This window comes from Streptomyces sp. NPDC045955, assembly GCF_056430805.1.
This window is the reverse complement of record NZ_JBWKKY010000032.1, coordinates 40,187-54,309: the sequence shown is the minus strand read 5'-3', so window position 1 is coordinate 54,309 and position 14,123 is coordinate 40,187. Positions and strand designations below refer to the sequence as shown.

Genomic DNA, 14,123 nt, shown 5'->3' with positions numbered 1-14,123 from the left:
TGACCGGTATGCGGCGGCTGGCCGCCCGGCCTGACTGGTATGTGACGGCGGTCCGCCTGGCCTGACCGGTATGCGGCGGCTGGCCGCCCGGCCTGACTGGTATGTGACGGCGGTCCGCCTGGCCTGACCGGTATGCGGCGGCTGGCCGCCCGGCCTGACCGGTATGTGACGGCGGAGCGCCCGGCCTGGCGGGGACGTGACAGCGGAGCGCCCGGCCTGACATGCGTGTGACGGCGGCCCGCCCGGCCGGAGCGCTTCGGAAGGGCGGGCCGTCGTTCGTACCGGATCAGAGCCGGTACGGCCTGTTGCGCCGGCGCAGGTACCAGGCCGTCGCGAGGAGGCCGGTCCCGACCAGCGCGCCGCCCGCCACGAGCGTGACGGTGCCGTAGTCCGTGGCACTCCCGCCGACCCCGCCCATGACACCGCGGGACGGCGAGGCCGTGGGGGACGGCGACCTGGTGGGGGAGACGACGACCGACTGCGTTCCCGCGGTGGTGCCGTCCGAGCAGATGACGATGACGGTGTACGTCCCCGAGGAGACGTTCGACCAGGCGGCGGACTGACTGGTCGACGTCCCCGACAGGGTCACCTGGCGGCCCTGGGCGAAGCTGCCCTGACTGCTGGTGAGAAGCGAGGCGGTGCCCCAGCTGCCGTTGATCTGGGTGCACGCGCTGGTCGTGACCGACACCGTGGAACCCGTGGTGCTCACGGAGATGCCCGGGCCGGCGGCGGCGGGCACCGCGGCCAGGGCGAGGGGCAGCGCGGCAGCGGCTGCCACGGTCAGGCCGGAGCGGAGAAGTGGCGATGAGTTGCGCATGTGGACTGCCCTCCGGCGGCACGGTTGGCGGTACATCCCTTGCGCCGCCGAGGGTCGGGGAACGCCCGTGCTGCCTCAGGGTCAGCCAAGACGCCCCCGGCCCCGGCCGCACGCCGGGTGCCGCCGGGCAGGTGACGGGTTCCCACGGCCGGACCATGCCGCGGAGCGCGTCAGCGCCCCGGACCCGTCGTCACCGTCCGCTCCGCCGAGAAGCCTCCCCAGGTGCCGTCCGGCAGCATCGCCCGGACCCGGACCCGGTGGTCGGCACCGGCGTCCCGTCCCACGTAGAAGCTGTACGTGGCCCGGTCACGCGGTGCGTGCCCGCCGTACACCAGAGAGGTGGCGGGCCGGCCGTCCAGATGGATCTGGTACTCGGTGACCTCACCGTCCACGCGCGGCGGCACCCAGCTCAGGTCGACGTAGTACGCCCCGTCCGCGCGGTGGCTCGTCGCCCGGAAGCCGGTGGGGGCCGTCGCACGGCCGTCGTCCGTGCCCGGCGTGGTGACACGGACGGCGGGAGCGGCGGGGGAGACGTTCCCTGCCGCGTCCCTGGCCCGGACGGTGAACGAGTAGGCCGTGCCGGGCCGCAGCCCCGTGACCACCGCGGCCGTCTGGGACCCGCCCACGCTGTGGATCTTCGTGTCCCCCTGATGTATGTCGTACGACGCCACGCCCCGGTCGTCCGTCGAGGCGGACCAGGACAGCTGGACCGCCCGGCTGCCGACCGCCCGGCCTCGCGGCGCCGACGGGCGGGTGGGGGCGGAGTGGTCGTCCGCGACGGCCGCGGGTGTCCTCGCCCGGACCGCCCGGCTGCGCGGTCCCAGCCGTCCTTCGGCGTCCCGCGCCCGCACGGTGAAGACATACAGGGTGGAGGGCCGGAGCCTGGTGACGTCCACCATGTGCCTGGAGCCCGGCACTTGTCTGACCTTCGTGGTGCCGCGATACACCTCATAGACATGGGCCCGGGCGGTCGTGTTCCACATGACGTGCACGCTCGTCGCCGTGCCCGCCGCCGCGGTGACGCCTGTCGGCGCGCCGGGCGGAGAGCCGACTGACCCTTCGCCCGTGCCGGTCCAGTCGCAGGAGGCGACCAGAACGAGAGCCGCGCAGAGCGCGATGCGAAGGAGGTGGGAGGGGAGCAGGGAAAGGCCTCGCACGACACTGCCTCCCGGGGCGGCACTCGGGAATGGTCCGGACCAATATGGCGCGGCTGGCGGGAACACATCAAGTGGGCGGGTGAGGAAGCCCTCTGTCGGGGCGTCACCTCCCGCCGTTGGTGACCACCCGGGTGAGTTACGTATGCTGAAGGTCCTCACGGCCGAACTCCTTGTGGAACCGGCGGAGTTCGGGCCTGTCGCGCGGATCGCTGTCGTCGCAGACGCCGCGCCGGCGCGGGTGGCCGGGCCGGCCTGAGCTCTCACACGGATTCAGGCCCCCGGCCCCTGTCGGAGGTTGGGGCCGTGCACCGTCCGGCCCCCCAGCGGTGGCCGGGTGATCGGCCCGGGGCCAGATTGGCTGAGTGCCCGTCAGGTTCCCCAGGAGAGGCTTCACTATCGTGCGTGTCCAGTCGCTCACACTGGCCGCGGCCAGCGCCGCCCTGCTCGCCCCGACGACAGCCCACGCCTTCCCGCCCCAGCCGGCGGCGTGGCGCGAGCCCCCCGTCCGCGCCGCCGACCTGCTGGCCAAGGTGCGGGACTGCGCTCCGGTCTCCCGTGGCCGGTACCGCAGCGACAGCGGCGCACCCGCGGACATCCCGGTCTGCGGCACGCGAGGCGCCGTGTTCTGGAAGGCCGACATGGACATCGACTGCGACGGCCGGCCCGGGCCCCGCTGCAATCGCCGCACGGACCCCTACTTCTACGACAGCACCGCCTACGTGCAGTCCGACGGCCGCCCCCTCAGCGCCGAACGCCTCCCCTTCATCGTCGTGCCCGCCCCGAGCCGCATCTGGGACTACCGGGAGTACGGTGTGGGCGGTGGTTCCGTCGTGGCCGTCGTCCACCGCGACCGGGTGCAGTACGCGGTCGTCGGCGACACGGGCCCGCGGAACATCATCGGAGAGGCGTCCTACGGGACCGCCAAGGGCCTCGGTATCCGCGCAGACCCGCACGGCGGCGGCACGCCGTCCGGCGTCACCTACATCGTCTTCAAGAACGTCCGCGTGTCGCGCATCGAGGACCAGGCAGCGGCTGTGGCGACGGGGGAGCGGCTGGCGAGGCGGCTCGTCGGCAGCCCCGCTGAGTGATTGACGGGGGGTCAGGGGCGACGCCAGGTAAACCCCTGCCGCCCGGCGGTCGACGGTGACGGTCGCCGGGCGCGCCGTTCTCCGGCGCGCCCGGCCCGGGTCTCACACCTTCCGGTACGTGTACGCCTCCGCGGCGGCCGACTCCACCGCCGCCAGATCGGCCCCGGTGGCCGCCGTGACGACCGCGGCGACGGCTCCCTCCACGAACGGAGCGTCCACCAGCCGTGTCTGCTCCGGGAGTTCGTCACCCTCCGCGAGCAGCGCCTTCACGGTGAGCACCGCACTGCCCAGGTCGGCCAGGACGGCGACGCCGGCACCCTGGTCGACGGACGCGGCCGCCGCGGCGATCAGTGCGGCGCTGGTGCCGAGCCCACCGCCCTCGGTGCCGCCCGCCGGGGCGACGGGCACCTCCGGGCCACCGCCCGCGAGTCCCTTCGCCAGCTCGGCGACCGACGCGGCCACCTCCGCGCTGTGCGACACCAGCACGATTCCCACGAGCCGCTCGTCACTCACCGGCGGCCTCCGCGAGTCCGGCGACGAGCAGCGCTGCCGAGGTGGCACCCGGGTCCTGGTGCCCGATGCTGCGCTCGCCCAGATAGCTCGCCCGGCCCTTGCGCGCCTGCAAGGGCGTCGTCGCCACGGCGCCCTCCTCCGCGGCGGTCCGGGCCGCCGTGAACGAGTCGCCCAGCGCGTCCACCGCGGGCACCAGCGCGTCGATCATGGTCTTGTCGCCGGGCGCGGCGCCGCCCAGCGTCCTGACCGCGTCCACCCCGGCCCGCAGCGCCTCGGCCAGCTGTTCCGCGCTGACCTCGGCGGCGTCCCCGAGCGCCTTGCCGGTACGGCGCAGCAGCGTCCCGTACAGCGGCCCCGAGGCGCCGCCGACCGTCGAGATCAGCTGGCGTCCGGCCAGCGTCAGGACACCGCCGGGCGTACCGGGAGCCTCCTTCTCGAGGGCCGCCCGCACAGCCGTGAAGCCGCGCTGCAGGTTGCTGCCGTGGTCCGCGTCCCCGATGGGCGAGTCGAGGGCGGTGAGCCGTTCCGCCTCACGGTCGACGGACGCGGCGGTCGCCGTCATCCAACGGCGGAAGAAATCGGCGTCGAGCACTGGGTCTCCTTGCCTGGTGGGTACGTGGTGATCCTCTGTGCCTTCCGCGTCACATGCCCCAGCGCAGGCCGGGCGTCTTCACCGGCGCGTCCCACAGCCGCAGCATGTCCTCGTCGACCTGGCACAGGGTGAGGGAGGCGCCCGCCATGTCCAGGGAGGTGACGTAGTTGCCCACGAGCACGCGGGCCACGGGGACACCGCGGGCGGCGAGCACGCGGTGCACCTCGGCGTTGAAGCCGTACAGCTCGAGCAGGGGCGTCGCCCCCATGCCGTTGACGAGGACCAGCACGGGGTTGCGCGGCCTCAGGTCCTCCACCACCGCCTCGACGGCGGCCTCGGCGATCTCGCCGGAGGTCATCATCGCCCGCCGCTCCCGGCCGGGTTCGCCATGGATGCCGATGCCCAACTCCAGCTCGCCGGGCGGCAGATCGAAGGTGGGGCTGCCCTTGGCCGGCGTGCTGCACGCGCTCAGCGCGACACCGAAGCTGCGGGAGTTCTCGTTGACCTGCCGGGCGATGGCCTCCACCCGCTCCAGCGGCATGCCCTCCTCGGCGGCGGCGCCCGCGATCTTCTCCACGAACAGGGTCGCGCCGGTACCGCGCCGCCCGGCCGTGTACAGGCTGTCGGTCACCGCCACATCGTCGTTGACCAGCACTTTCGCGACCTGAATGCCCTCGTCCTCGGCCAGCTCGGCGGCCATGTCGAAGTTGAGCACGTCACCGGTGTAGTTCTTCACGATGAACAGAACCCCGGCCCCGCTGTCCACGGCGGCGGCCGCGCGCAGCATCTGGTCGGGCACCGGCGAGGTGAACACCTCGCCCGGACAGGCGGCCGACAGCATGCCGGGCCCTACGAAACCCCCGTGCAACGGCTCGTGCCCCGAGCCACCGCCCGAGACCAGCCCCACTTTTCCGGCCACGGGAGCGTCCCGCCGCACGATCACCCGGTTCTCCACGTCCACGGTCAGCTCCGGGTGGGCAGCCGCCAGACCACGCAGCGCGTCCGCGACCACGGTCTCCGGGACGTTGATCAGCATCTTCACGGGTACCTCCTGGTGAGCCTGGTACGTGCGCCTCTGGCCTTCATCCTCGCAGGCCCGTTCAGGCTTGACCACCTGTCGATCTTGGCGTTTCCCGGCCGTCGGCGGCGGGCCGCGGGGGTGGTGACGCCGACCCGGCGCCGATCATGCCGACAGATCGTCAGGTACGGATGCCGGCCTCCTGCCTTGACGGCTTCTTTACGGTCCCGGCACGCAGCCCCGAGGAACACTGCCGGGAACCGCCGATGCGCGGCCAGGGCCGGATCGTGCAGCATGGCTCGCGGGGAGCACGGCGGATCGCCTTGGTGCCGGACACCGGCAGGTGCCCGGCACCAAGGCCCGGAACGGCCGTGCCTCGCCGGACACGACCGGGACGCGCCGCGGGGGAGAGAGGCACCACGGGATGCGCACCCTTCTGGCAGCGGCCGCCGGCCCGCCCAACCCTGTGCTGGCTTGAGCGCGCGGGCTACTGCTTCTACGGCGGCAACACCGGCAACTCCACCGTCACCGGCTACCGCAGGGACAAGCACGGCACGCTGAGCCTGACCGACGGAGTGGGCATCGCCGCGGTGTGACGGGCCGCGGGTCAGTCACACCATGCTGCTCTCCGAGCCGATCAGGTCGGTGACGGCCCGGATTCCGCCCTCGGCGAGAGCGGCGCGCTGTCTGTCCGCTCCGGTCCCGTTCTGGAGGAGCCGGTGGACCAAGGCCGTCACCTGCCGGGTCGCGCCGGACGCTTCGAGGGCCGGAGCGACGTGCCGCAGGAGCTGATACAGCACGTCCCCGGCTCGGCGCGGCCGGCCGTTCGGGCAGATCAAGGTGTCGCTCAGACCGTGACGGGCGGCATGCCACAGGGAGATCTGGAGAAGCTCCGGTTCGCAGTCGGGCACCGGCGCCCCGGCGGCCGTTTCCCTGATGGCCGTGTCCACGAGAGCGTGGGTCATCCCCGCGAGCATGACCGCGTCGTCCGCGCGCAGTTGAACGTCCAGGCACCGCACCTCGACGGTGGGATACCGGGCCGACAGGCGGGCCTGCCAGTACAACTGCCCGCTGTCCGAGATCACACCGGTCTCCAGCAGCTGTGTCACGCGCCGGTCGTAGTCGGCGACGTCACGGAAGAACGGGGGCCCGCCGCTGACCGGCCAGCGGCCGAAGATCACCGTACGCCAACTGGCGAAGCCGGTGTCGTGGCCGTCCCACAGCGGGGAGTTCGCCGACATGGCCGTCAGGGTCGGCAGCCAGACCCGGATCCGGTTCAGGACCTCCACGCCCGTCTCCCGGCTGGGCACGGCCACGTGCACGTGCATGCCGTTGACCAGCTGCTCCGCCACCAGCTGGGGCGCCTGGGTGAGCATGGCCCGGTAGCGGGCCTGGTCGGTGACGGCCACCGGGTGACGATGGCGCAGCGGGGGCGTTCCGCAGGCCGCGATCCGGCAGCCGTGCGCTTCGGCCGCCGCCCCGATGGCGTGCCGCAGCCTCAGGAGATGTCCCCCTGCCTCCTCCAGCGTGCCGCACACCGGCGTGGCCACCTCGACCTGCGCCTGCAGCAGCTCGCACTGCACCTCCTGGTCCGCCACGAGATGCGCCAGGCCCGCCGCCGCACGCACCTTGTCGGCCAGAGGTACCGGCAGCCCGGTAACCGGGTCGAGGAGCAGGTACTCCTCTTCCACACCGATCGTCGTCATCGGTCACCCTCTGTTCTGCCCCGTCACCGGGGCCGGATCGCGCGGCGTCGGCCGGACGCTGCCGACTGGACGCTCGCGCGTGCCCCGAGTGCCGCGGCCACGGGATGACAAACCATGGCAAACCATGATGCCGGGGTGACTCGGCGGTGCCGGGTACTCGTTCCGCCGCGGAGCCGGGCAGGAAGCGCCCGGTTCGGGCAGACGTGAGGAGGTATGCGATGGGCCTGCGCAATCACGTGGTGGTGGTGACGGGAGCGTCCAGCGGGATCGGACGGGCCACGGCCGAGGCGTTCGCGCGCAAGGGGTGTGCCGTGGTGCTTGCCGCGCGGCGCGAGGAGGCGCTGGAGGCGACGGCCCACGCGTGTGCGAAGCACCGCGGGGCACGGACACTGGTCGTGCCGACCGACACGACGGACGCCAAGGCGGTCGACGACCTGGCGCGGCGGGCCGTCGAGGAGTTCGGCCGCATCGACGTCTGGGTCAACAACGCCGCCGTCAACGCCTTCGGCCGCTTCGAGGACGTACCTCTGGAGGACTTCCGCAAGGTCCTGGACGTCAACGTGATGGGCTACGTGCACGGGGCCCGGGCGGCTCTGCGGGTGATGCGGGAGCAGGGCGGCGGCACGCTGATCGACATCGCGTCCATCGTGGGTGCCGTGGCGCAGCCGTACAGCCACCCGTACGGCATGTCCAAGCACGCCGTCCGCGCGCTCGGCTCCAGCCTTCGGCAGCAGCTCCGGGTGGAGGGCGTGAAGGGCATCGAGGTGTGCACGGTGCTGCCCGCGACCATCGACACGCCGCATTTCCAGCAGGCGGCCAACTACACCGGGCGCAAGGTCGTGGCCATGCCACCCGTGTACAGCCCCGAGCGCGTCGCCCGGGCAGTCGTGCGACTCGTCAGCCGGCCTCGTCGCGAAGTGGTGGTCGGCCCCGCGGGCCGCGCACTGGTACGCCAGGCCCGGATGGCACCCGGCCTCACGGAGCGGGCCATGGCACGGCAGACGGACAAGACCCACCTGTCCCACGACGAGGAGGCCCCGGCCACGCACGGAACGCTGCACGTACCGGCCGAGGGCGAGGGGTCGGTGCACGGCGGCTGGGGCGGCCGACGACGCACCGCGCTGCGCAGGACGGCCGTCGCCGCGGCGCTCGCGGGAGCGGCCGTGGCCGCCGGGCGGCGTGCGGCCCACGGCCCGGCGGGCGCCTGAGGGGCAGCGCGGCCGCCGTGTGCAGGCCAGAGCTGCCGGCAGTCGTGCCTCCGGCCCCGGGTCTGTAAGCCCGACGATCTCGTGACGTTGGGGAGCGGCAGCTCGGGCCGCTGCTCGGCGGGCTGTTCACCCAGCACGCGAGCTGGCGCTGGGCGGTGCCTTGAGGACCTGGGAGGTACCCCCGGGGCGGCATGGGTGGGCGCTCACGAGACGCCCTCAGGGCGTCCTCAGGACGTCGTCCTCGCCATGCCGTCTGCCCGGGCCCCCTGCGCGGTCGCCGGAGTACGGACGTTTTCCATGACGAACCCGCTGCGTACGCGTGCCGGGACGCGGGTCAGCGGGATGCGCAGGTCCTGATGGGGCACGTCGTACTCCAGCCGGGCCAGCCGTGGGCCGAGAGCCCGCAGCAGGGCGACCGTGACGTCCTCGCCGGGGCAGCGGTGACCGGCGGAGCGGTCGCCGCCGCCCTGGGGGATCAGTTCGTCGCGCGCGGGCGGCCGGTCGAGGAAGCGCTGCGGTTCGAAGATGTACGGATCGTCCCAGAGGGCTGGGTCGTGGTTCTGCCCGTACAGGTCGAGCAGGACCAGCGTGCCGGACGGAATCGGTTCCCCCCGCCACTCCAGGTCGGTGACGGCCCGGCCGCCGACGAAGGGAGCGAAGGGGTAGAAGCGCCGCAGTTCGTGGGCGAACGCCACGGCGTAGGCGGGGTCGTCCTCTACCAGGCGTTCCCGGAGGCCGGGCCGCAGACGCAGCGCGTGACCGGCGTAGGCGACGAACCAGGACACCGCGACGGTCGGGCGGATGACGTTGAGCAGCTCGACCGCGGCGGTGTGCGCGTCGAGGAGCCGGCCGTCCGCGTCCCGGTGCCGGACGACCACGTCCAGTGCCGACCCGTCCGGCGCGGTGACGGAGCCCGCCCGCACGTCCTCGACCAAACGCCCCAGCCACGCCTCGCTGCGGGAACGGGCACGCCGGGCCCGCCAGTGACGCGGCCCCGGCGTGGCGAAACCGTCGACCATGGCGATCAGGTCTCGCGCTACCGGGCCGTCGTCGCCGAGGGGGATCCCGGCCCACCGGCACACGCCCCGGGTGAGCACGCGGCTCGTCTCGTCGAACAGCACGACCCGGCGGCCGGACCAGGACTCCACCGCCTCGTCCCACTCCGCGGTGACGCGGTCCACCAGCTCGGCGACCGCCCCCGCCCCGGTGAGCAGGGACAGGAACATGTCCTTGCGTACGCGGTGGTCCTGCCCGTCCAGGGTGTGCACGGCTCCGTGCCCGAACAGCGTGTTCAGCACCGGACCGGGCAGGGCGGTGCGGCGCTCCACATGCCTCTCGTCGTAGAAGAACCGCACCGCCTCCAGGCCGTGCAGGGCGACTGCGTGCCGTCCCATCAGCCGGGCGCGCACGAGCGGAGCGGTGGTGCGGCGCCTTCGGTCGGGCAGCCAGGTGTACCCCTTGGCCAGGAGGGCGAGCGAGCTGTCGGCGATCGGTGGACGACGACTCTGATTCATGGCGCGGCGAGTGCCCGCCGGCCCCGCCCGGAAACGCTGCCCGGCTCAACCGGCGCCCGCCACCCGCAACGTCTGCGCCCGTACGGCACGTCCGGGCCTGTACGGCGTCACGGCCGCGGGTTCGTGCGCTGCCACCGAGGGCGTGCGTCCTGGCCGCGGCGCCCGGCGGCCGAGGCGCAGCGCGGGCACTGGCGCCGCACCCGGTCCGCCGCACCGCCCGATTCCGGGAAGGTGTCCAGCCAGGTGACATGCGGGAAGCGGACCAGCCGGGAGCGGCTGAGGGACAGTCCGCAGACCGTCTGGTTCAGCCCCGGCTCCCAGGCGTGCACCTCTCCCGACGGCAGGCGGCGCCGGCCTTCCTCCTCGTCGGTCCACTGTCCGGACGCCGCGACGGCGTACTGCTTGACGCGTGCCATGGCGTGTGGTCCCGGATCAGCCGGCGGCCTGGTCGACGCGCAGCCGCACCTGCTCCTCCAGGCGCCGCAGGCTGGTGTCCAGGGCGTCACGGACCGTCGTCTCGCCGGGGTCGTGGCTGTCGTCGAAGAACGACAGGTGCACCGTCACCTCACTGGCTCCACCGCCGATCCCGGCGACCTGGAGCCAGCCCGTGTAGCTGCCCTGGTCGCGGGTGCCCCATTCAAGCCGCATCTGGTCGCGCTGGGCACGCAGCAGGGCGGAGGTGTCCTCGTCGGTGCGGTCCTCGTGCACGGTGACCGCGGGCAGCTCCCCGGCCTCGACATGCAGGGCCTCCGGCAGCCAGGTGTCCAACTGGCCGATGTTCGCGGCCTGGTCGAAGACATGTTCGGGCTGTGCGGGCATCGTGCGTGAACGTTCGTACTCGGTCATCGCGGCACCGGCCTCGCCTCGGGGTCGTTCAGCGCACCGCGTTCCCGGCCTGGCCCGGCCCAACCCTCCCGGCTTCGTGTGCCGTCTGGTGCTGGGCCCATTTCTTGCAGAGACTGCGTCTTTGCGTTACGCAACCATGACGGAGGGGCACCTGCTTCGACGCCCGTGACGACGTCGGGACTGATGGCGGGCGTGTTCGTCGCCATCCCGCGCAGAACGACGTCCCGGCGGCCGAACCGGGCGCGGTTACCTCGGTGTTGTCATGGCGGGGTGGGGGGAGCCGGCGGATTGCGGTCACAGCCTGACCGCATCGCGTGTCACGGTGATCGGGCAAGCCGCCCGGGCCTTTCGAACCACGGGTCGGCACACGACTCGAAGGCCGAGGTGCTCCCTTGACGGTTCTCGACGCCCGGGCGCTCAACCGCGCCACCCTCGCGCGGCAGTTGCTCCTCGACCGCGCCGACCTGCCGGTCCTCGACGCCGTCTCGCACCTGTGCGGTCTCCAGGCGCAGGAACCTCAGGAACCGTTCATCGGGCTGTGGTCCCGGCTGCGGGCGTTCGACCCGGCGGTGCTGTCGGAACTGCTCACAGGGCGACGCGTGGTGCGGACCCATCTCATGCGCCGCACGGTCCACCTCGTCACCGCCGACGACCTCGTGGCCTGGCGGGCCCGACACGACGCGATGCTGCGCCAGCGGGTGCTCGGTACGTACCGCCGCGAGCTGGAGGGAGTGGACCTCGGCGAACTCGCGGCGGCGGGGCGGGAGGTGATGGCCGACGGCGAACCCCGCTCGACGGGCGACCTGGCGCGAGCCGTCGTCGGCCGCTGGCCGTCAGCGGGGCCCCGGCCACTGGGCGAAATGCTGGTCGCCGCACTGCTCCCGATGGTGCAGGTGCCGCCGCGCGGACTGTGGCGTACGACGACGGGAGTGCGCTACGCGCTGGTCTCCTCCTGGCTGGGCCGCGAGATCGACCCACCGGTCCCGGACGACTCCGATCCCGTGGGACAGACACTGGTACGGCGCTACCTCGCCGCGTTCGGGCCCGCCGCCTCGGCCGATCTGCGCGCCTGGTGCGGACTGGCGGGACTGCCGGCCGCGGTCTCCGCCCTGCGCGAGGAACTGGTCGTCTTCCGCGACGAGCGCGGCCGGGAACTGCTGGACCTCCCCGACGCGCCGCGCCCCGACCCGGGCACCCCCGCGCCGGTGCGGTTCCTGCCGGCGTTCGACAACGCGATCCTCGGCTACCACGACCGCGGCCGCATCATCGACGATGCCCACCGCGGCCTGTCGGTAGCGGGCGCCCGCGTCGTCCTGGTCGACGGCCGGGTCGCCGCGACCTGGACCGTCGAGGCGGACACCGTGCTGGTCGCCCCGCTGCGCCGCTTCTCCCGGGCCGACCGCGAGGCCGTGGCCGAGGAAGGGCGCGCCATGGCGTGCTTCCTGTCCGGTGACGCGAGCGACCGGGTACGGATCGCCGCGCCTTCCGGCTGAGCGCCACGCCGACAGGGACACGGTTCAGGCGCACACTGGAAGGGTGCTGCCGGTGCTCACGAAGGGGTGTCGGCCGATGGGAACCTCAGAGCGTATGACCGTGCGGTGGTGGCGGTGGCGGCGCAACGCGCTCAAACGGCGTATCGACGTCGTCGAAGCCTGGGTCGTGCTTGCCGGGTGGCTGTTCGCCCTGTTCGGCGGCGTGTGCGCGGGGCTGATGGCGGCGGGCGCGGTCGAGCAGGCCGTCGAACGGCAGCGGGCGGAGAGCCGTCAGGTCTCCGCGGTCGCCGTCGAGGACGCGCCGGGCCCGTCACCGGCCCGCGCGGCGAGCGACCACCGGGTGTGGGCCAAGGTGCGGTGGACCGCGCCGGACGGCTCCACGCACACGGAGCAGGCGCGGGTGCCGCCCAGGACTCCCGCCGGGAGCACGATTCCCCTGTGGGTGAACAGGAGCGGTGACATCACGACCTCACCGGTGTCCGCGGGCGAGGCCTGGCTGCACACGACCGTGGGCGGCGGCCTGGCAGGAGTCCTCGCCGGCGGGATGGTGCTGGGCGCCGCCTGGCTGACCCGGCTGTCCCTGGACCGGCGGCGCATGGCGCAGTGGGACGCGGAATGGGAACGGATCGACACACGCCGCGGCTGGAAGACGGGCTGACCACACCACGACAGCGACACCGACGGGGCGCTTCCGCGGGGCGGACGGGAAAGACGCGGGCGCGCGTCGTTGAGCGACGGGGGCTGCCGCGTTGGCTCGCAGAGGCTGCCGTCTGCCGGGCCTTGGCGTGGTGGGTACGACAGCGCAGCCGTACCCCGGCGGCCCGCGCGGGCCGCCGCGTGTCGGGCCTTCGCACGGTGGCACCGGAGTGCGGCCGTATATCGTCGTCTGCTCGTCCCCCAACCCCGGCCGGTTACGTGCGGCCGACGATGTCCTGGTCGTCGAGGGTCTCGTGGGCACCCGGTGGGACAGGGGCCGACGCTGTGCCGGACGTCGTCCTCTTCCGGCGCGGTCGGCCGGTCAGGACGGTCGCCAGGGGCTCGGTGTAGCGCGCGGTCAGGGGGCCGAGCAGGACCAGGATGAGGACGTACGCCGTGGCCAGCGGGCCGAGGGAGGGCTCGATGCCGGACGTGACGGCCAGCCCGGCGATGACGATGGAGAACTCGCCGCGGGCCACGAGCGTGCCGCCGGCGCGCCAGCGGCCCTTGGGCCCGATCCCGGCGCGGCGCGCGGCCCAGTAGCCGGTGGCGATCTTCGTCGCGGTGGTGACGGCTGCCAAGGCGAGCGCGGGCAGCAGTACGGGCGGGATGCTGGCGGGATCGGTGTGCAGGCCGAAGAAGACGAAGAACACCGCGGCGAACAGGTCCCGCAGCGGCGCGAGCAGGCTCGCCGCGCCCTCGGCGACCTCGCCGGACAGCGCGATGCCCACCAGGAAGGCGCCCACGGCCGCGGACACCTGGAGTTGCTGCGCGAGCCCGGCGACCACCAGCGTCACGCCGAGCACCACCAGCAGCAGTTTCTCGGGGTCGTCGCTGGAGACGAAGCGGGAGACATGGCGGCCGTAGCGCACGGCGAGGACGAGCACGAGCGTGGCCACGCCCAGGGCGATGGCCAGCGTGACGGCGCCCGCGGCCAGGCCCACCCCGGCCAGCAGGGCGGTGACGATCGGCAGGTAGACCGCCATGGAGAGGTCCTCGAGCACCAGGATGCTCAGGATGGCCGGGGTCTCGCGGTTGCCGAGCCGCCCCAGCTCGCCCAGGACCCTGGCGATGACCCCGGAGGAGGAGACCCAGGTGACACCGGCCAGCACGACGGCCGCGACCGGTCCCCAGCCGAGGAGCAGGGCGAGCACCGCACCGGGCAGGGCGTTGAGGACGGCGTCGACGACCCCGGCCGGGTAGTGGGTCCTGAGGTTGGAGACGAGGTCCGTGGCCGTGTACTCCAGGCCCAGCATGAGCAGCAGCAGGATGACACCGATCTCGGCACCGATGGCGACGAAGTCCTCGCTGGCGACGAGCGGCAGCAGTCCGCCCTCGCCGAAGGCCAGCCCGGCCAGCAGGTAGAGGGGGATCGGCGAGAAGCTGAAGCGCCCGGCGAGGCGGCCGAGCAGCCCGAGCCCGAGGATGAGGGAGCCGAACTCGATCAGGAACACCGCGGAGGAGTGCATGGCGGG

15 protein-coding genes are annotated in these 14,123 nt (G+C 73.3%); 5 read left to right on the top strand and 10 right to left on the bottom strand.

Annotated features, from left to right (window positions below; all coding sequences use genetic code 11):
• Positions 1–286: 286 nt before the first annotated feature.
• Together AC07F0_RS37740 and AC07F0_RS37735 are read right to left on the bottom strand one after the other, a co-directional pair.
• Positions 287–817: a hypothetical protein gene (locus AC07F0_RS37740; RefSeq protein WP_478984639.1), complete on the bottom strand. Its 531-nt coding sequence runs from the start codon at positions 815–817 to the stop codon at positions 287–289.
• Between the two features lie 170 nt (positions 818–987).
• Positions 988–1,974, bottom strand: coding sequence for a fibronectin type III domain-containing protein (locus tag AC07F0_RS37735; protein ID WP_478984637.1), 987 nt, complete (start codon positions 1,972–1,974; stop codon positions 988–990).
• A 398-nt stretch (positions 1,975–2,372) separates the two neighbouring features.
• Between AC07F0_RS37735 and AC07F0_RS37730 the strand changes: the two genes are divergently transcribed.
• Positions 2,373–3,062 carry a glycoside hydrolase family 75 protein gene (locus AC07F0_RS37730; protein ID WP_478984635.1) on the top strand — a complete coding sequence of 230 codons (690 nt, stop codon included), beginning with the start codon at positions 2,373–2,375 and terminating at the stop codon, positions 3,060–3,062.
• A 102-nt stretch (positions 3,063–3,164) separates the two neighbouring features.
• Here AC07F0_RS37730 and AC07F0_RS37725 read toward each other — a convergent pair whose 3' ends face one another.
• From AC07F0_RS37725 to dhaK, 3 genes are read right to left on the bottom strand one after another with little or no spacing between them, the layout of a single operon-like run.
• Positions 3,165–3,575 (bottom strand): PTS-dependent dihydroxyacetone kinase phosphotransferase subunit DhaM, encoded by a 411-nt coding sequence (locus tag AC07F0_RS37725; protein ID WP_478984633.1) that lies wholly within the window; start codon positions 3,573–3,575, stop codon positions 3,165–3,167.
• The gene (gene dhaL / locus AC07F0_RS37720) at positions 3,568–4,167 is read right to left on the bottom strand and encodes a dihydroxyacetone kinase subunit DhaL (RefSeq protein ID WP_467371220.1); all 600 of its coding nucleotides are present in this window, start codon (positions 4,165–4,167) and stop codon (positions 3,568–3,570) included. Before dhaL ends, AC07F0_RS37725 begins: the two co-directional genes overlap by 8 nt.
• Positions 4,168–4,216: 49 nt before the next feature.
• Positions 4,217–5,209: a dihydroxyacetone kinase subunit DhaK gene (gene dhaK, locus AC07F0_RS37715; protein ID WP_478984631.1), complete on the bottom strand. Its 993-nt coding sequence runs from the start codon at positions 5,207–5,209 to the stop codon at positions 4,217–4,219.
• Positions 5,210–5,556: 347 nt separating this feature from the next.
• Between dhaK and AC07F0_RS37710 the strand changes: the two genes are divergently transcribed.
• Positions 5,557–5,781 (top strand): hypothetical protein, encoded by a 225-nt coding sequence (locus AC07F0_RS37710; protein ID WP_478984629.1) that lies wholly within the window; start codon positions 5,557–5,559, stop codon positions 5,779–5,781.
• A gap of 15 nt (positions 5,782–5,796) precedes the next feature.
• Here the strand turns inward: AC07F0_RS37710 and AC07F0_RS37705 are convergent, their stop codons facing one another.
• The gene (locus tag AC07F0_RS37705; RefSeq protein ID WP_478984627.1) at positions 5,797–6,891 is read right to left on the bottom strand and encodes a carboxylate-amine ligase; all 1,095 of its coding nucleotides are present in this window, start codon (positions 6,889–6,891) and stop codon (positions 5,797–5,799) included.
• A gap of 218 nt (positions 6,892–7,109) precedes the next feature.
• Between AC07F0_RS37705 and AC07F0_RS37700 the strand changes: the two genes are divergently transcribed.
• A complete protein-coding gene (locus tag AC07F0_RS37700) occupies positions 7,110–8,099 on the top strand; it encodes an SDR family oxidoreductase (RefSeq protein ID WP_478984626.1) in 990 nt (329 codons plus the stop codon).
• A 227-nt stretch (positions 8,100–8,326) separates the two neighbouring features.
• Here the strand turns inward: AC07F0_RS37700 and AC07F0_RS37695 are convergent, their stop codons facing one another.
• The 3 genes from AC07F0_RS37695 to AC07F0_RS37685 form a co-directional block, all read right to left on the bottom strand.
• Positions 8,327–9,613, bottom strand: coding sequence for a cytochrome P450 (locus tag AC07F0_RS37695; protein ID WP_478984624.1), 1,287 nt, complete (start codon positions 9,611–9,613; stop codon positions 8,327–8,329).
• A 107-nt stretch (positions 9,614–9,720) separates the two neighbouring features.
• Positions 9,721–10,029 (bottom strand): hypothetical protein, encoded by a 309-nt coding sequence (locus AC07F0_RS37690; RefSeq protein WP_478984623.1) that lies wholly within the window; start codon positions 10,027–10,029, stop codon positions 9,721–9,723.
• Positions 10,030–10,045: 16 nt separating this feature from the next.
• Positions 10,046–10,459 carry an SRPBCC family protein gene (locus AC07F0_RS37685; protein ID WP_478984622.1) on the bottom strand — a complete coding sequence of 138 codons (414 nt, stop codon included), beginning with the start codon at positions 10,457–10,459 and terminating at the stop codon, positions 10,046–10,048.
• Positions 10,460–10,851: 392 nt separating this feature from the next.
• Here AC07F0_RS37685 and AC07F0_RS37680 point away from each other — a divergent pair, with 392 nt between their 5' ends.
• Positions 10,852–11,952: a winged helix DNA-binding domain-containing protein gene (locus AC07F0_RS37680; RefSeq protein ID WP_478984620.1), complete on the top strand. Its 1,101-nt coding sequence runs from the start codon at positions 10,852–10,854 to the stop codon at positions 11,950–11,952.
• Positions 11,953–12,028: 76 nt separating this feature from the next.
• Positions 12,029–12,610 carry an Rv1733c family protein gene (locus tag AC07F0_RS37675; RefSeq protein ID WP_478984618.1) on the top strand — a complete coding sequence of 194 codons (582 nt, stop codon included), beginning with the start codon at positions 12,029–12,031 and terminating at the stop codon, positions 12,608–12,610.
• A 253-nt stretch (positions 12,611–12,863) separates the two neighbouring features.
• On the opposite strand, the gene AC07F0_RS37670 is transcribed toward AC07F0_RS37675, so the two are convergent.
• Positions 12,864–14,117 (bottom strand): cation:proton antiporter, encoded by a 1,254-nt coding sequence (locus AC07F0_RS37670; protein WP_478984616.1) that lies wholly within the window; start codon positions 14,115–14,117, stop codon positions 12,864–12,866.
• Between the last annotated feature and the right edge of the window lie 6 nt (positions 14,118–14,123).